Source organism: Agrococcus sp. GW821-FHT14H11 (genome assembly GCF_058803545.1).
The window spans coordinates 5174-20175 of record NZ_JBXAPA010000012.1; the positions used below are offsets into that span (position 1 = coordinate 5174).

The 15002-nt window shown below is 74.8% G+C and carries 16 protein-coding genes; 5 read left to right on the forward strand and 11 right to left on the reverse strand.

From position 1 onward, the window contains the following. Positions 1–876 precede the first annotated feature (876 nt). Together AC1RNL_RS12275 and AC1RNL_RS12280 are read right to left on the reverse strand one after the other, a co-directional pair. The gene (locus AC1RNL_RS12275; RefSeq protein ID WP_492935395.1) at positions 877–1845 is read right to left on the reverse strand and encodes an electron transfer flavoprotein subunit alpha/FixB family protein; all 969 of its coding nucleotides are present in this window, start codon (positions 1843–1845) and stop codon (positions 877–879) included. Next, entirely contained in the window at positions 1842–2618 is a 777-nt protein-coding gene (locus AC1RNL_RS12280) for an electron transfer flavoprotein subunit beta/FixA family protein (protein WP_492935396.1), read from the reverse strand. Before AC1RNL_RS12280 ends, AC1RNL_RS12275 begins: the two co-directional genes overlap by 4 nt. A 66-nt stretch (positions 2619–2684) precedes the next feature. Between AC1RNL_RS12280 and AC1RNL_RS12285 the strand changes: the two genes are divergently transcribed. Then, complete coding sequence (locus tag AC1RNL_RS12285; RefSeq protein ID WP_146355860.1) at positions 2685–3218, forward strand: MarR family winged helix-turn-helix transcriptional regulator; 534 nt, start codon at positions 2685–2687, stop codon at positions 3216–3218. A gap of 18 nt (positions 3219–3236) precedes the next feature. Here the strand turns inward: AC1RNL_RS12285 and AC1RNL_RS12290 are convergent, their stop codons facing one another. The 3 genes from AC1RNL_RS12290 to AC1RNL_RS12300 are packed head-to-tail and all read right to left on the reverse strand — an operon-like array spanning position 3237 to position 6315. Then, complete coding sequence (locus tag AC1RNL_RS12290; protein WP_492935397.1) at positions 3237–4028, reverse strand: enoyl-CoA hydratase-related protein; 792 nt, start codon at positions 4026–4028, stop codon at positions 3237–3239. Beyond that, positions 4025–5131: a 3-hydroxyisobutyryl-CoA hydrolase gene (locus tag AC1RNL_RS12295; RefSeq protein WP_492935398.1), complete on the reverse strand. Its 1107-nt coding sequence runs from the start codon at positions 5129–5131 to the stop codon at positions 4025–4027. Before AC1RNL_RS12295 ends, AC1RNL_RS12290 begins: the two co-directional genes overlap by 4 nt. Then, positions 5128–6315: an acyl-CoA dehydrogenase family protein gene (locus AC1RNL_RS12300; protein WP_492935399.1), complete on the reverse strand. Its 1188-nt coding sequence runs from the start codon at positions 6313–6315 to the stop codon at positions 5128–5130. Before AC1RNL_RS12300 ends, AC1RNL_RS12295 begins: the two co-directional genes overlap by 4 nt. Before the next feature lie 304 nt (positions 6316–6619). On the opposite strand from AC1RNL_RS12300, the gene AC1RNL_RS12305 reads away from it, so the two are divergent. From AC1RNL_RS12305 to AC1RNL_RS12315, 3 genes are read left to right on the forward strand one after another with little or no spacing between them, the layout of a single operon-like run. Next, positions 6620–7378 (forward strand): SDR family NAD(P)-dependent oxidoreductase, encoded by a 759-nt coding sequence (locus tag AC1RNL_RS12305; RefSeq protein ID WP_128189056.1) that lies wholly within the window; start codon positions 6620–6622, stop codon positions 7376–7378. A gap of 9 nt (positions 7379–7387) precedes the next feature. Then, positions 7388–8548 carry an acyl-CoA dehydrogenase family protein gene (locus AC1RNL_RS12310; RefSeq protein ID WP_492935400.1) on the forward strand — a complete coding sequence of 387 codons (1161 nt, stop codon included), beginning with the start codon at positions 7388–7390 and terminating at the stop codon, positions 8546–8548. 28 nt (positions 8549–8576) lie between these two features. Then, positions 8577–9761, forward strand: a complete 1185-nt coding sequence (locus tag AC1RNL_RS12315; RefSeq protein WP_492935401.1) for a thiolase family protein — start codon at positions 8577–8579, stop codon at positions 9759–9761. A 303-nt stretch (positions 9762–10064) separates the two neighbouring features. On the opposite strand, the gene AC1RNL_RS12320 is transcribed toward AC1RNL_RS12315, so the two are convergent. The 6 genes from AC1RNL_RS12320 to AC1RNL_RS12345 form a co-directional block, all read right to left on the reverse strand. Further along, complete coding sequence (locus AC1RNL_RS12320; protein ID WP_400531567.1) at positions 10065–10562, reverse strand: glutathione peroxidase; 498 nt, start codon at positions 10560–10562, stop codon at positions 10065–10067. A gap of 55 nt (positions 10563–10617) precedes the next feature. Beyond that, the gene (locus AC1RNL_RS12325) at positions 10618–11055 is read right to left on the reverse strand and encodes a hypothetical protein (RefSeq protein WP_492935402.1); all 438 of its coding nucleotides are present in this window, start codon (positions 11053–11055) and stop codon (positions 10618–10620) included. 60 nt (positions 11056–11115) lie between these two features. Then, entirely contained in the window at positions 11116–12420 is a 1305-nt protein-coding gene (locus AC1RNL_RS12330; RefSeq protein ID WP_492935403.1) for an MFS transporter, read from the reverse strand. Positions 12421–12722: 302 nt separating this feature from the next. Continuing rightward, positions 12723–13340, reverse strand: a complete 618-nt coding sequence (locus tag AC1RNL_RS12335) for an ArsR/SmtB family transcription factor (protein ID WP_128189050.1) — start codon at positions 13338–13340, stop codon at positions 12723–12725. Positions 13341–13342: 2 nt separating this feature from the next. Continuing rightward, positions 13343–13495: a hypothetical protein gene (locus tag AC1RNL_RS12340; RefSeq protein ID WP_164877077.1), complete on the reverse strand. Its 153-nt coding sequence runs from the start codon at positions 13493–13495 to the stop codon at positions 13343–13345. 205 nt (positions 13496–13700) lie between these two features. Then, positions 13701–14480 (reverse strand): SseB family protein, encoded by a 780-nt coding sequence (locus AC1RNL_RS12345; protein ID WP_492935404.1) that lies wholly within the window; start codon positions 14478–14480, stop codon positions 13701–13703. A gap of 69 nt (positions 14481–14549) precedes the next feature. On the opposite strand from AC1RNL_RS12345, the gene AC1RNL_RS12350 reads away from it, so the two are divergent. Then, positions 14550–15002 (forward strand): ArsR/SmtB family transcription factor, encoded by a 453-nt coding sequence (locus tag AC1RNL_RS12350; RefSeq protein WP_492935405.1) that lies wholly within the window; start codon positions 14550–14552, stop codon positions 15000–15002.

A 15002-nucleotide genomic window follows, 5' to 3' on the forward strand; every position in this document is an offset into this window, starting at 1 on the left:
GCTCGAGATCACTTGCCGCACCCTGCGCGGGGGTCGTCTCGACTCCGGCGCTCCGCGCCGGGCTCGACGAGCGGGTGGAGGTGGCCGCCGGCGGCGCCGCTTCCTCCGCTGATCGCGGAGCGGCCGCAGGCCGCGGCACTTCCTCCGCTGATCGAGGAGCGGCCGCAGGCCGCGTCTCGAGATCACTTGCCGCACCCTGCGCGGGGGTCGTCTCGACTCCGGCGCTCCGCGCCGGGCTCGACGAGCGGGTGGGGGCCGCCGCCGGCGGCGCCGCTTCCTCCGCTGATCGAGGAGCGGCCGCAGGCCGCGTCTCGAGATCACCCGTCGCACTGGGCGCAGGGCTCGCTGCTCGGGCCGCCGCAGCGGGCCAGGGCTCGCCTCCGGCGACGCGCGGGAGGCCGCGGCGGATCGACGTGGACCCGTCGAGCGCGGGAGCTGCGGTCCCGGCAGCGACCGCCGCCGCGGGCCGCGACTCCTCCTCCGCTGATCGAGGAGCGGCCGCAGGCCGCGTCTCGAGATCATCCGGGGCGCCGGGTGCGGGGGTCGTCTCGATGCGGCCGCTCTGCGGCCTACTCGACGAGCGGGGGGCGGCATCCGGCCACGGCTCCCCGCCCGGCACCCTCGGCAGTCCGCGGCGCATTCCTGCCGCAGGCGCGACCCGCGGATCGGTACCGGCGACCGGCTCGGCCACGGCGACCGGCTGCGCTGGCACCGGCTGCTCGGCCACGGCGACAGGCTGTTCGGCCACCGGCGCCTCGGCCACCGGCGGCGCGGCCGGCTCCGGCGCGACCGGCGCCACCGCTCCGCCGGGCGGCCAGGGCTCGCCGCCGGGCGCGCGCGGCAGCCCGCGGCGCACGACGATCGGCTCGGGCACGCTCAGCCCTTCCGCGCCTCGAGGGCGCTGATCAGCTGCGGCACGATCGTGAAGAGGTCGCCCACGACGCCGAGGTCGGCGACCTCGAAGATCGGGGCCGACGCATCCTTGTCGATCGCGATGATCGTCTTGGCCGTCTGCATGCCCGCGCGGTGCTGGATCGCGCCGGAGATGCCCACCGCGAGGTAGAGCTCGGGCGAGACCGACGTGCCCGTCTGCCCCACCTGCAGCGACTGCTCGGCGTAGCCCGCGTCGACCGCGGCGCGCGAGGCGCCCACGGCCGCGCCGAGCGCGTCGGCGAGCTGCTCGACGAGCGCGAACTGCTCCTTCGAGCCGAGCCCGCGGCCGCCCGAGACGACCTTCTTGGCGCTGCGCAGATCCGGGCGCGACGAGGTCTGCGGCGCCGGCTCGAAGCCCTCGACGACCGCCGCGCGGCGGCCCGACGCCTCCACGGCGAGCTCGTGCACGTCGGGCGTCGCCGCCTCGGCGCGCGCGTCGACCGCCCCGAGCCGCACGGTCGCGACGAGCGGGCCGAAGGTGGCCGCCGAGTCGACGTCGTAGGCGCCGCCGTAGACCGAGTGCCGCACCACCACGCCCTCGTCGTCGCGCGAGACGCCGACGACGTCGGCCGCGAGCGGAGCGCCCAGCCGCGCGGCGAGGCGGCCGGCGACGTCGCGCCCCTCGATGGTCGCGGGCACGAGCACGGCGTCGGGCTGCACGAGCGCGACCGCCGCCGCCGCGGCATCGAGCGCGGGCACGCCCAGCTGGTCGCCGTCCGCGACCGCCGTGTGCACGGCCGTCGCGCCGAGGGCGGCGGCCTGCTCGGCGAGGCCGGCCAGCGCATCCGCCGGTCCGACGACGACCGCGACGGGCGTGCCGATCTCGGAGGCCGCGCCGAGCACCTCGGCGGCGCCGGCGGGGAGGCCGCCGCCGGGCGCGGCGGGCAGCACGGTGAGGATGGGGTGCGTCATGCGAGCCTCCGGTCGGCCAGGAACGCGGCGATGCGCTCGCCGGCGTCGCCCTCGTCGGTGATGATCTCGCCGGCGGCGCGCGGCGGCCGCTCGGCGACGGCGGTCATGATCGAGCGCGGCGACGCCGTCTCGTCGGCCTCGACCTCGAGGTCGTCGAGGGTGAGCTGCTCCACCGGCTTCTTCTTGGCGTTCATGATGCCGCGCAGCGCCGGGAAGCGCGGGTCGGGCAGCGCCTCGGTGATCGACACGATCGCCGGGAGCGCGGCCTGCGCGACCATCGACCCGCCGTCGGTCGCCCGGGTGCCGCGCACCGCATCCGCCGTGATCTCGAGCGACTCGAGCCGCGTGATGGCGGGCACGTCGAGCAGCTCGGCGAGCCACGGCACGAGCACGCCGCCGACGCCGTCGGTGGATGCGTCGCCGCCGATGACGAGGTCGAAGCCGCCTCGGCGCAGGGCGGCGGCGAGCACCTCGGCGGTGCGGCCGAGGTCGGCGCCCGCGAGCCGCTCGTCGGCGACGTGCACCGCGGAGGCTGCGCCCATCGCGAGCCCCTTGCGGAGCGTCGCCTGCGCGGCCTCGGGCGCCATCGTCAGCACGACCACCTCGACGTCGGACGCCGACTCGGCGTGCCGCAGCGCCGCCTCGAGGGCGCGCTCGCCGATCTCGTCGAGCACCGTCTCGCTCGCCGCGCGGTCGGCGAGCCCGGTCTCGAGGCTGAGCACGCGCGGCCCCCAGGTGTCGGGCACGGGCTTCATGAGCACGACGATCTTCATCGCGATCCCTTCGGTGTGTCGGCGACTCGCGCCTCGGCTACGGTGATGCTCGACGAGGAGGAGCCCTTGGCCAGACCCGCGATGCCGATCGATCCGATCGCCGAGGCGCGCCGCCAGTGGCTCGCGCACGGGTGGGCGGATGCGGTGCCGGGCATGGTGCTCGTGACCTCGGTGAACCGGGCGCAGCAGCTGCTCGTCGCGCCGGTCGAGTCGACGCTGCGGCCGTTCGCGCTGTCGTTCGCGCGCTTCGAGGTGCTGCGGCTGCTCGCGTTCACGCGCGACGGGCGGATGCCGATGGGCTCGGCGACCGCGCGCCTGCAGGTGCACCCGACGAGCGTCACGAGCACGGTCGACCGGCTCGTGCGCGACGGGCTCGTGCGGCGCGAGAAGCACCCGACCGACGGGCGGGCGACGGTGCTGGCGATCACGGATGCGGGGCGCGAGCTCGTCGAGCGGGCCACGGAGGCGCTCAACGCGCAGGCGTTCGCCGACGTCGGCCTCGACGAGGCCGACGCGGCCGACCTGGTGCGCATCATCGCGCGGCTGCGCAAGCGCGCGGGCGACTTCGAGGATCCGCCGGAGCTGCCCGAGCCGCTGTGACGCGAGGTCTCGGGCGGCTCAACGGTGCCGGAAGCTCGGTTCGCGCTTCTCACGGAACGCCGCCATCCCTTCCTTCTGGTCGGCCGTGTCGAACAGGCCGGTGAAGAGCTCGGCCTCGACGGCGATGCCCTGCTCGAGCGGCACCTCGAGCGCCGCATCCATCGCCGCCTTCGCGGCGCGCAGGGCCGGCAGCGACTTCGCCGCGATGCCGGCGGCGACCGACTGCGCCTCGTCGAGCAGCTCGGCCGCGGGCACGACGCGCGAGACGAGCCCGATGCGCTCCGCCTCCTCGGCGCGCACGCGCCGCCCGGTGAGGATGATCTCGGCCGCCTTCGGGTAGCCGACCGCGCGCACGAGCCGCTGCGTGCCGCCGATGCCTGGGATCACGCCGAGGCTCAGCTCGGGCAGCCCGAAGACGGCGGTGTCGGCGGCCAGGATGATGTCGCACATGAGCGCCAGCTCGCACCCGCCGCCGAGCGCGTAGCCCGACACCGCGGCGATCACCGGCGTCTGCACGTGCGCGAAGTCGAGCCACGCCTCGAAGTGGCCGCGCCCATCCACCCCGCTCTGCCGCATCTCGGCGGCCGACCGGTCGGCCATCTCCTTGATGTCGGCGCCGGCGGCGAACGCCTTCTCGGAGCCGCTCACCACGATCGCGCCGACGCCGTCGTCGGCGTCGAGCTCGGTCGCGACCGCCACGAGCTCGCGCATGAGCTGCGCGTTGAGGGCGTTGAGCGCCTCGGGACGGTCGAGGTGGATCCAGGCGACGCGCTCGCGCCGCTCGACGCGGATGGTCTCGAGCTCGGTCATGCGCGCTCCTCCTGCTGCGGTCGGGTGGGCAGTGCCAGGTCGCCCTCGGGCACGGGGGCGAAGCAGGCCTCCACCATCGCAGGCGTGACGCCCGCGAGCGAGGCCGGGCGCCAGCGCGGCCGGCGATCCTTGTCGACGAGCTGCGCGCGCACGCCCTCGGCGAAGTCGGGCGCGAGCGACACGTGCCGCGAGACCCGGAATTCCTGCACGAGCGCCTCCTCGAGCGAGCCGAGCCGACGCGCGCGACGCAGCGCCGCGAGCGTCACCGCGACGGCGAAGGGCGAGCGCTGCGCGATGGTGTCGGCCATCGCGACGCCCTCGTCGCCGGCGGCGCGCAGCCGCGCGACGATGAGCGCCGGGTCGTCGCCGGCGAAGGCGTGGTCGATGAGCGGCCGGTTCGCCTGGAGCGTGCCGGCGGGCGGGGCGGTCGCGAGGCGCGCGACGGCGTCGTCCGGATGCGTCGTCTCGAGCAGCGCGAGCAGCTCTGGCACGCGGTCGTCGGGCACGTGCGCATCGGAGAGCCCGAGCGCGATCGCGTCGGCTGCGCCGAAGTGGTCGCCCGTGAGCGCCGCGCGGGTGCCGAGCTCGCCGCTGCGGCGCGTGAGCAGCCAGGTGGCGCCGACGTCGGGCACGAAGCCGATCGTCACCTCGGGGAAGCCGATGCGGGTGCTGCCGGTGGCGACGCGGTGGCTCGCGTGGCCCGAGATGCCGACGCCGCCGCCGAGCACGATGCCGTGCTGGATCGCGACGACGGGCTTCGGGAAGCGCGCGATCGCGGCGTTCATCGCGTACTCGTCGCGCCAGAAGCGCGCCGCGCCGCGCCCGCCGTTCGACTGCACGTCGTCGCGCAGGCTCACGACGTCGCCGCCGGCGCAGAGCGCCCGCTCCCCCGCGCCCGTGATCGCCACGCGCTCGACCGCGTCGTCGGCGGCCAGCGTGCGCAGCGCATCCGCCACGCCCCGCACCATCGCGTGCGTGAGCGCGTTGAGCGCCCGCTGCCGGTCGAGCACGATCACGCCGAGCGCGCCGCGGCGCTCGACGCGCACGTGCTCGTGCTCGGCGGGCGGCGCGCTCGTGCTCGCGCTCGGGGTCGGCTCGGTCATCGCGCCCCCAGCATGGCGCGGCCGACGATCATGCGCATCATCTCGTTGGTGCCCTCGAGGATGCGGTGCACGCGCAGGTCGCGCACGACGCGCTCGATGCCGTACTCGTGCAGGTAGCCGTAGCCGCCGTGCAGCTGCAGCGCCTCGTCGGCGACGCGGAAGCCCGCGTCGGTCGCGAACCGCTTGGCCATCGCGCACGCGACCTGCGCGTCGGGATCCTTCGCGTCGAGCTTCGCCGCGGCCCGCTCGACGAGCGCGCGCGCGGCCTGCAGCTCGGTCTCCATGTCGGCGATCTGGAACTGCACGTGCTGCCGCGACGCGAGCGGCTGGCCGAACGTCGAGCGATCCTTGACGTAGGCGATGCTGCGCTCGAGCGCCCACTGCGCGCCGCCGATCGAGCACGCGGCGATGCCGAGGCGGCCGCCGTTCAGGCCGCGCATCGCGATGCCGAAGCCGTCGCCCTCCTCGCCGAGCCGGTCGCCGGCGGGCACGCGCACGCCGTCGAGGATCACCTGGCGCGTGGGCTGCGCGTTCCAGCCCATCTTGTGCTCGTCGGGGCCGAAGGAGAGGCCGGATGCGTCGCCCGGCACGATGAACGCGGTCATGCCGCGCGATCCCTGCCGGTCGGGGTCGCTGCCGCCCGTGCGCGCCATGACGACGTAGACGGCCGACGAGCCCGCGCCCGAGATGAACTGCTTCGTGCCGGTGAGCACGTAGTCGTCGCCGTCGCGCACGGCCGTGGTGGCGACCGCGGCGGCGTCGGAGCCGGCGCCGGGCTCGGTGAGGCAGTAGCTCGCGAGGTCGTCCATCGAGCACAGGCGCGGGAGCCATCGCTGGCGCTGCTCGTCGGTGCCGAACTCGTCGATCATCCACGCGACCATGTTGTGGATCGAGAGGTAGGCGGCGACGGCCACGTCGCCGCGGGCGAGCTCCTCGTAGATGGCGACGGAGTCGGCGCGGGTGAGGCCGGAGCCGCCGACGTCCTCGCCGACGACGATCGCGCCGAGCCCGAGCGAGCCGGCCTCGCGCAGCGTCTCGACGGGGAACTCCTTGTCGGCGTCGCGCTGGTTCGCGAAGGGCGCGAGTCGCGCCTCGGCGAAGTCGCGCACCGCCTCGACGAGCGCGGCGCGCTCCTCGGCGGTGGCCTGGGCGGCCATCGTGCCGGCGGTGCTGGTGGCGGACATGCGCTCACGACCCCTTCGTCGCATCCGTTGTGCGTCCACGCAGATAGATGGACGTCCACATATCTACCATCCCGGGCTCGCGGCGCGCCAGCGCCGGCGATGCCATCTGCCCGCGCATCGTTCGTCGACCGGCCAGGTGTGGCGCCGGCCGGATAGTCCGGCCGGCCGTGCACTGGGCCGGTTGACGAACGGCGACGAGGAGGCGGCGGGGCGCGACGGGCGGCCCGGGCGGTTGAGGAAGAGCGGATGCGGTCGCTACCGTCAGGGGCGATGGCGCCGACGGCGGCGCCCGCGAAGGGTGCGCATGGACATCACGGGACAGGTGGCCCTCGTCACCGGCGGAGCATCGGGGCTCGGCCTCGCGACCACGAAGGCACTGCTCGCGCAGGGCGCGCGCGTCGTGGTGCTCGATCTGGGCGGCACGCCCGCCGCCGAGGCGGCCGCAGCGATCGAGGGCGTGACCGTGGTCGCCGCCGACGTGCGCGACGAGGCGCAGGTCTCGGCCGCCCTCGACGCCGCCGACGCGCTCGGCGACCTGCGCGTCGTGGTCAACTGCGCCGGCGTCGGCGACGCCGCGAAGGTGCTCGGCAAGCAGGGGCCGTTCCCGCTGGCCCAGTTCCAGCGGGTGATCGACATCAACCTCGTCGGCACCTTCAACGTCATCCGCCTCGCCGTCGAGCGGATGGCGCGCACCGAGCCGATCGGCGAGGAGCGGGGCGTGATCGTGAGCACCGCATCCGTCGCCGCCTTCGACGGCCAGATCGGGCAGGCCGCCTACACCGCGTCGAAGGCGGGCGTCGCCGGCATGACGCTGCCGATCGCGCGCGAGCTCGCGGCGCTGCGGATCCGCGTCAACACGATCGCCCCGGGCCTGTTCGACACGCCCCTGCTCGCGGCGCTGCCCGAGCCGGCGCGCATCTCGCTCGGCCAGCAGGTGCCGCACCCGGCCCGGCTCGGCGACCCCGCCGAGTTCGGCCTGCTCGTGACGCAGATCGTCGCGAACCCGATGCTGAACGGCGAGACCATCCGGCTCGACGGCGCCATCCGCATGGCGCCGAGATAGGAGGATCGGATGCGCTCCGACTACTACGACGACGACCACGCCTCGTTCCGCGAGAGCGTGCGGGAGTTCGCCGCGCGCCACGTCGCCCCGCACTACGACGACTGGGAGCGCGACGGCCTCATCGACCGCGACCTCTACCGGCGGATGGGCGAGGCGGGCCTGATCGGCATCGCCATCCCGGAGCGCTTCGGCGGCATGGAGGTCGACGACTACCGGTTCCGCATGGTGATCAGCGAGGAGCTCGCGCGCGTCGGCGCGGCGGCGCTCAACGCCACGCTCGGCGTGCACGACGACATCGTCATCCCGTACCTGCTCGACCTCGCGAGCCCCGAGCAGCAGGAGCGGTGGCTGCCGGGCATGGCGGCCGGCACCTCGATCGGCGCGATCGGCATGACCGAGCCCGGCGCCGGCAGCGACCTGCAGGGCATCCACTCGAGCGCCGTCCGCGACGGCGACGGCTGGGTGCTGAACGGCTCGAAGACCTTCATCACCAACGGCATCCACGCCGACAAGGTGCTCGTCTTCGCGCGCACCGACCCGGCGGCGGGCTCCCGCGGCTTCACGCTCTTCCTCGTCGAGGAGGGCATGGCCGGCTTCGAGCGCGGCCGCAAGCTGGAGAAGGTCGGCCTCCACTCGCAGGACACCGCCGAGCTCTTCTTCCGCGACGTGCGCATCCCCGACGCCAACGTCGTGGGCGAGCCCGGCATGGGGCTCGTCTACCTCATGCAGCGGCTGCCGCGCGAGCGGCTCTCGATCGCGACCGGCGCGCTGTCGTCGGCCGAGGCCGCCTACGCGTGGGGCCGCGACTACGTCTTCCAGCGCTCGGCGTTCGGCGGCCTGGTCGGCGACCTGCCGACGGTGCGGTTCACGCTCGCCGAGCTCGAGACCGAGCTCGACATCGCGCGCGCCTACCTCGAGCGCTGCGTGCTCGCGCTCAACGAGGGGCACCTGACGACCGTCGACGCATCGAAGGCGAAGTGGTGGGCGACCGAGCTCGAGCAGCGGGTCATCACCCGCAGCCTGCAGCTGCACGGCGGCTACGGCTTCATGGAGGAGTACCCGATCGCGCGCGCGTTCCGCGACTCGCGGGTGCAGACCATCTACGGCGGCACGACCGAGATCATGAAGGAGATCATCGGCCGCGACATCGCCAAGCGCGCGAAGCCGTAGCGGCGCGCGACCGGCGGGAGGGTGACGGATGCGTGAGGCAGTGATCGTCGACGCGGTGCGCACCGCGTCGGGCCGGGGCAAGCCCGGCGGAGCGCTCTCGGGGGTGCACCCCGTCGACCTGCTCGCCTCGGTGCTCGAGCAGCTCGTGGCGCGCACCGGCATCGACCCGGCGACGATCGACGACGTGATCGGCGGCTGCGTGCAGCAGGTCGGCGAGCAGTCGGGCAACGTCACGCGCAACGCCCTGCTCGCGGCCGGCTTCCCCGAGCACGTGCCCGGCACATCCGTCGACCGGCAGTGCGGCTCGAGCCAGCAGGCGGCGACCTTCGCGGCGCAGGCGATCATGGCCGGCGCGCAGGACGTCGTGATCGCGTGCGGGGTCGAGTCGATGAGCCGCATCCCGCTCGGCACGGCGGCGATCGAGCGCGACATCCACGGCTCGCGGCTCGCCGAGCGCTACCCCGACGGGCTCGTGCACCAGGGCATCTCGGCCGAGCTCATCGCGGCGAAGTGGGGGCTGTCGCGCGCCGAGCTCGACGACTTCGCCGCCCGCTCGCACGAGCTCGCGGCGGCGGCCGGCGCCGGCGGGCGCTTCGACGGCGAGCTCGTGCCGATCGACCTCGGCGACGGGCGGCAGCACCGCGTCGACGAGACGGTGCGTGCCGCGACGACGCGCGAGGGGCTCGCGGGCCTCGGCCCCTCGTTCGAGCACCCGCGCTACGCCGAGCGCTTCCCCGAGATCGCGTGGCGCATCACGCCCGGCAATGCATCGCCGCTCACCGACGGGGCGTCGGCGGCGCTCATCATGTCGCGCGAGACGGCGGATGCTCTGGGGCTCCGCCCGCGAGCGCGCTTCGTCGCGTCGTCGGTCGTCGGCGACGACCCGATCATGATGCTCACGGGGCCCATCCCGGCAACGGCGAAGGTGCTCGCGAGGGCCGGGCTCGGGATCGGCGACATCGACGCGTTCGAGGTGAACGAGGCGTTCGCGTCGGTGCCGCTCGCGTGGCTGCGGGAGACGGGCGCGCCGCTCGAGCGGGTGAACCCGCGCGGCGGCGCGATCGCGCTCGGGCACGCGCTCGGCTCGTCGGGCACGCGGCTGCTCGCGACGCTCCTCGGGCAGCTCGAGCAGACCGGCGGCCGCTACGGCCTGCAGACGATGTGCGAGGGCGCCGGCATGGCGAACGCGACGATCGTCGAGCGGCTGGGCTGAGGCTCAGCCCCGCTCGCCCCGCTCGTCGAGCCGCGCCCGCGCTCCGCTCGTCGAGCCGCGCCCGCGCTCCGCTCGTCGAGCGGCTGGGCTGAGGCGCTCCGCTCGTCGAGCCGCGCCCGCAGGGCGCGAGTCGAGACGACGCTGCTGATCTCGCGCCCAGAGCTCCGCGAATATAGGGACAGTGGCGCTCATCCGCCGCCGATGACGGCCACTGGCCCTATACCTGCGAGGCGCGGGGCACGAGCGCCGGATGAGCGGCGGGCGAGCGCGGCCGCGCGGCGCGAGGGAGGCGGTGGGGCCGCCTCAGGCCGCCGCGCTCCCGCGCTCCGCGAGCGCGCGCTCGATGTCGTCGCGCAGCTCGTCGGGCGTCGTCGTCGGGGCGAACCGCTCGATCACGCGGCCGTCGCGGCCGATGAGGAACTTCGTGAAGTTCCACTTGATCGCGCCGCCGAGCTTCCCCTTCTTCTCCTCCTTGAGCCACTGGAAGACCGGGTGCGTGTCGGGGCCGTTGACCGCGATCGGCGCGAACATCGGGAACGAGACCCCGTAGTTGCGCTGGCAGACCTCGGCGATCTGCTCGACCGAGTCGTGCTCCTGCTTGAACGAGTCGGAGGGGAAGCCGAGCACGACGAGCCCCTCGTCCTGCAGCTCGCGGTGCAGCTGCTCGAGGCCCTCGAACTGCGGCGTCAGCCCGCACTGGCTCGCGGTGTTCACGACCAGCACCACCTTGCCCTCGAACGCGCCGAGGTCGACCTCGCCGCCGGTGAGTGCCTCTGCCTGGAAGTCGCTGAGCGTCGTCATGCCGACCACCCTGCCGGGCCTTGCTATGCGCGGCCCGAGAGCGGCGCATCTCGCCTCAACCGGCGAGGCGCGGCGACAGCTCGCCGCGCAGCACTCCCAGCTGCAGGAGCACGAGCCCGATCTCGAGGAGCCCGGCGCCGAAGTAGACCGCCTGCAGCACGCTGAACGGGATGAAGACCATCTGCACGAAGATCCAGATGAGGGCGGCGAAGCCGGCCGCGACCGCCGCGAGGTCGGCGTGCCGCTGCCGGCGCAGCACCATGATGCAGGCGACGAGGTGCATGCCGCCGAGCACGACCGCCAGCACGATGCCGGGCAGCAGGTAGGAGTCGAACGGCGAGCCCTCGAGCAGCTCGGGGGGCGGGGCGATGGCGAGGCCGAGCGAGGGGTCGAGCGACCCGGCGATGAGCGCGATGCCGCCCGCGAACGCCGTCGCGCTGAAGAGCCCGAGCACGACCGCCAGCGGGACTCGGATGCTGCGGGTCTCGTGCATCGGCGCGCCTCTCCGTCGCGCGCACGGCGATCCCGGCGCGCGCTGGCGCCAGTGTGCTCCTCATGCCGCGTGCGCACCAGGGGTCGCGGTCGCCCCGGCGGCGGGCGCATCGAGCCGACGGCCGGCCCAGACCGCGGCGGCCGCGAGCAGCACGCCGAAGGCGGCGACGAGGATCAGCCAGCGGAAGTCGACCACGACGAGCAGCGCCGAGCCGAGCGCGAGCAGCAGCATCTGCGGCACGTTGATCGACACGTTGAGGGCCGCCGACGTGCGGCCCTGCAGGCGCGGCGGCGTCAGCCGCATGCGCAGCGTGACGACGCCGACGATCACCCACGGCACGCCGAACCCGATGAGGCTCTGCACCGCGCCCAGTCCGGCCCAGCGCATCCACGCCTCCGCGAGCGGCCACTGCACGAGCGCCCACGCGGCGAGCGTGCCGAGCCCGAGGAGCGCCAGCCCCCAGCCGACCAGGCGGCGCTCGCCGATGCGGCGCAGCATCCAGGCGGCGCAGAGGCCGCCGGCGAGCGCGCCGACGCCCTGGATCGCCTGGGCGGGCCCGAGGGCGGCCGGCCCCTCCTGCAGGCCGTGCTCGACGAGCGGGAAGATCGTCGCGTTCAGCAGGCCCGTGAGGCCGAAGCCGGCGGCGACCGCGATCGTGAGCAGCCGCAGCAGCGGGTCGGCGAGCAGCGCGCGGAAGCCCGCCGAGAGCTCGTGCCAGTAGGTCTCGCCCTCGAGGCGGGGCTGCGGCTCGGACTCCTGCAGGCGGATGGTCGACATCATCACGGCCATGACGAGGAAGCCGGCGGTCGCGAGCGCGATGACCGCCCATGGGCCGGCCGCGACGTAGAGCGCGGCGCCGAGCGCCGGGCTGACGATGCGGCAGCCGTTGTCGATCGAGGTGAAGATGCCGTTGGCGCCCGCGAGCTCCTCGTCGGGCAGCAGGTCGCGCAGCAGCCCCGACTGCGCCGCGGCGGTGAGGTAGGCGGCCAGGCCGTAGCCGAACGTGGCGGCGTAGATGAGCCACACGTGCTGCGCGCCCTGCACGAGCAGGAGCGTGAGCACGACGGCGGCGGTGCCGAGGTTGGTGGCGATGAGCAGGGGCCTACGGTGCACGCGGTCGGCGAGCTGGCCGGCGAACGGCGCGAGCAGGGCAGGGAGGCCGATGAAGAGGAACACGAGCGCCCCGGCCGCGTCGGAGCCGGTGAGCTCCTTCACCCAGATGGCGAGCACGAGGTAGAGGGCGCTGTCGCCGAGGTTGGTGGCGACCCAGCCGACCATGAGGCGCCGGTACGCCGGGCGGCGCATGGGGCTCGGCGGTCTGGGGGCGGATGCGACGGGTGCGGTGGCGGCGGCGGTGCCGGTCATGGCGGGTCTCCTCGGGGAGGGGCGGCGGCGTGGAGGCGCGGCGAGCGGGGGCGGGGTCGGGGTCGTCTCGATACGGCCCTTCGGGCCTACTCGACGAGCGGGGCGGGGTCGGGGTCGTCTCGATACGGCCCTGCGGGGCTGCTCGACGAGCGGGGTGGGGGCGGGGTCGTCTCGATGCGGCCCTTCGGGCCTACTCGACGAGCGGGGGTCGTGGGGGCGGGGTCGTCTCGATACGGCCCTGCGGGCCTACTCGACGAGCGGGGCGGGGGCTGCTCGACGAGCGGGAGGGGTGCGGCGGCGCGCTACGGCGTCGGCTCGGACGCCGGGTCGGGGTTGACCGCGCCGAAGAAGTGGGCCTTGCGGCTGCCCGAGGGGCGGGTCGCCGGGTCGGCCTCGCGGCCGTGGAAGCGCTCGGTGAGCCGGGCGATGTCGCCCGCGAGCTCCGAGAGCTCCTCGGCCGTCGCCCAGAAGGTCGAGAGGTTGACGGTGACGCCCTCGACCCACTCCGGCTCCTCGGCGCGGGTCATGAAGAAGTCGACGAGGCGAGCGGCCTCGTGCTGCACGTAGAGCGCGCCGATCGTGGCGGAGGTGCGCAGCGATGCCGGGTCGGAGGGGTCGGGGCGCAGGTCGCGGCTGCGGTGGGCGGGCCGCCACGGCTTCGACGTGCCCTGCGCCTCGGCGCGCTCGATGAAGCCGGCCTTGGCCAGGGAGCGCAGGTGGAACGAGCAGTTCGAGGGGCTCTCCCCCACCTGCTCGGCGATCTGGGTGGCCGTCGCCTCGCCCAGCTCGTCGATGACGGCGAGGATCTCGACGCGCAGCGGGTGCGCGAGCGCCCGCAGCACCGCGGGGTCGCTCGTGCGCAGGTCGGGCTTGTCGTGCCGGCCCTCGCTGCGCTGCTGCGCGTCGCGCTCCTCAGCCATGCTCAGATCCAACCACGCTGGATCATCGCCTCCGCGCGCACGCGGTCGTAGCGGCGCTCGGTGCGCTCCGCCTCGAGCCGTGCGCGGTGCCGCTCGTCGGCGCTCATGCCGATGACGCGGAGCGTCGTGGTGCGGATGCGGTCGGTGCGTCCCATGGGATGCCTCCTCGGTCTGTGCCGGCGATGGTCCCTGGGTGGTGCCGACATCCGAAAGACTACTTTCAAAGCATCCGCTTCGCAACAGTTCTTTCAAAAGAACCGCTTCGGCGTGTCGGGCGGTGCCGCGGGCACGACTGAGGGCCCCGACACCGTCACGGCGTCGGGGCCCGGTCGGCGACTCAGCAGCGCCGTGAGGTGCGGCTCAGGAGCCCGCGAGCTCCTCCGCGCTGAGCTCGACCCACGGCCCTGCCGGGTTGATGACGAGCGACGAGAGGGTGCTGCTGCCGCGCAGCATCTCGAGGACCTTGGTGGTGGTGGTGGGAATGACGCCGTCGCGCGGCTCGCGGGCCGCGACCTCGGGCGCCGACGTGTAGGCGAGCAGCGCGACGGTGCCGTCGGGCCGCCGGCTCACCCGCAGCCGGGGCTTGCCCTCGTGCACCTGGCCGGCCTCGAGCGCGCCGGCGAGCAGCAGCGGCGCGTCGACGCGCAGCGCCGCGAGCACGTCGGCGGGCGTCGCGAGGCCTGCGTCGGCCGCGGCGATGACGCGCTGCAGGGCCTCGTTGCGCGGGTGACGGAGCGCGCCCTCGATGTCGGCCGACGAGAGCGCGGCGGTCGTCTCGGCCGGGTCGATGAAGAGCCAGCCGGCGCCCTGCCGCTTCGCCATCTCGAGCACCGCGGAGGCCGGCTGCGCGACCGACTGCACGCGCGTGCCCTCCGGGTGCATGCGGGCGATCTCGTCGTTGCTCGTGAAGGCGAGCAGCGCCCGCTTGCCGTCGGGGCCGACCCGGCTGCTGATGCGGATGCGGGCGCGCTCCTGCAGGCGGCCGTCCTTGACCTCCATGTCGGAGCCCGTCGCGTCGAGCAGCAGCTCGCCCGCGAGCGCCGCGCGCAGCACGTGCACGACGGTCTCGGGCTTGGGGTCGGCGGCGAACGCCGCGACCGCTCGGCGCAACCGCGCGTTGTCGACCAGCTGTCCGCTCATGGCCCCACGCTATCCCGTGCGAGACATCTCACTGTTGACGTATATAAGCCGCGATGCAACCATTGCCCCATGCACGCGCTCGACGTCCTCGGCGATCCCGTGCGGCGACGCATCCTCGAGCTCCTCGCCGACGGCGAGGCGAGCGCGGGCGCGATCGCCGCCGCGATCGGCGCGGAGTTCGGGATCAGCCAGCCCGCCGTGAGCCAGCACCTGCGGGTGCTGCGGGAGCAGGGCTTCGCGACCGTGCGGCCCGACGGCCAGCGGCGCCTCTACGCCGTGGACCCGGCCGGGCCGCGCGCGGCCCGCGAGTGGCTGAGCGCCTTCGACGCCTTCTGGATCCCGAGGCTCGCCGCGCTCGACACCGAGCTCGCGCGCGGGCGGAGGCGGCGACGGCTCGCAGCGGAGCGCGAGCGCGGCGCAGCGGCACCGGTCGCCTCCGACGCCGGCCGGGCCGACGCATCCGCCCATGACGACGGCGAGGGCGACCGCCCCGCCTCCCCCACCCCGACGAAGGAGCGATGA

What these genes read in the sequence shown, in the direction of transcription:
- AC1RNL_RS12345 (WP_492935404.1), bottom strand. Translation starts at nt 14,480, where the DNA reads ATGAGCGGACAGCTGGTCGACAACGCGCGGTTGCGCCGAGCGGTCGCG.
- AC1RNL_RS12335 (WP_128189050.1), bottom strand. Translation starts at nt 13,340, where the DNA reads ATGGCTGAGGAGCGCGACGCGCAGCAGCGCAGCGAGGGCCGGCACGAC.
- AC1RNL_RS12305 (WP_128189056.1), top strand. Translation starts at nt 6,620, where the DNA reads ATGGACATCACGGGACAGGTGGCCCTCGTCACCGGCGGAGCATCGGGG.
- AC1RNL_RS12280 (WP_492935396.1), bottom strand. Translation starts at nt 2,618, where the DNA reads ATGAAGATCGTCGTGCTCATGAAGCCCGTGCCCGACACCTGGGGGCCG.
- AC1RNL_RS12290 (WP_492935397.1), bottom strand. Translation starts at nt 4,028, where the DNA reads ATGACCGAGCTCGAGACCATCCGCGTCGAGCGGCGCGAGCGCGTCGCC.
- AC1RNL_RS12330 (WP_492935403.1), bottom strand. Translation starts at nt 12,420, where the DNA reads ATGACCGGCACCGCCGCCGCCACCGCACCCGTCGCATCCGCCCCCAGA.
- AC1RNL_RS12320 (WP_400531567.1), bottom strand. Translation starts at nt 10,562, where the DNA reads ATGACGACGCTCAGCGACTTCCAGGCAGAGGCACTCACCGGCGGCGAG.
- AC1RNL_RS12340 (WP_164877077.1), bottom strand. Translation starts at nt 13,495, where the DNA reads ATGGGACGCACCGACCGCATCCGCACCACGACGCTCCGCGTCATCGGC.
- AC1RNL_RS12310 (WP_492935400.1), top strand. Translation starts at nt 7,388, where the DNA reads ATGCGCTCCGACTACTACGACGACGACCACGCCTCGTTCCGCGAGAGC.
- AC1RNL_RS12350 (WP_492935405.1), top strand. Translation starts at nt 14,550, where the DNA reads ATGCACGCGCTCGACGTCCTCGGCGATCCCGTGCGGCGACGCATCCTC.
- AC1RNL_RS12275 (WP_492935395.1), bottom strand. Translation starts at nt 1,845, where the DNA reads ATGACGCACCCCATCCTCACCGTGCTGCCCGCCGCGCCCGGCGGCGGC.
- AC1RNL_RS12325 (WP_492935402.1), bottom strand. Translation starts at nt 11,055, where the DNA reads ATGCACGAGACCCGCAGCATCCGAGTCCCGCTGGCGGTCGTGCTCGGG.
- AC1RNL_RS12300 (WP_492935399.1), bottom strand. Translation starts at nt 6,315, where the DNA reads ATGTCCGCCACCAGCACCGCCGGCACGATGGCCGCCCAGGCCACCGCC.
- AC1RNL_RS12295 (WP_492935398.1), bottom strand. Translation starts at nt 5,131, where the DNA reads ATGACCGAGCCGACCCCGAGCGCGAGCACGAGCGCGCCGCCCGCCGAG.
- AC1RNL_RS12315 (WP_492935401.1), top strand. Translation starts at nt 8,577, where the DNA reads ATGCGTGAGGCAGTGATCGTCGACGCGGTGCGCACCGCGTCGGGCCGG.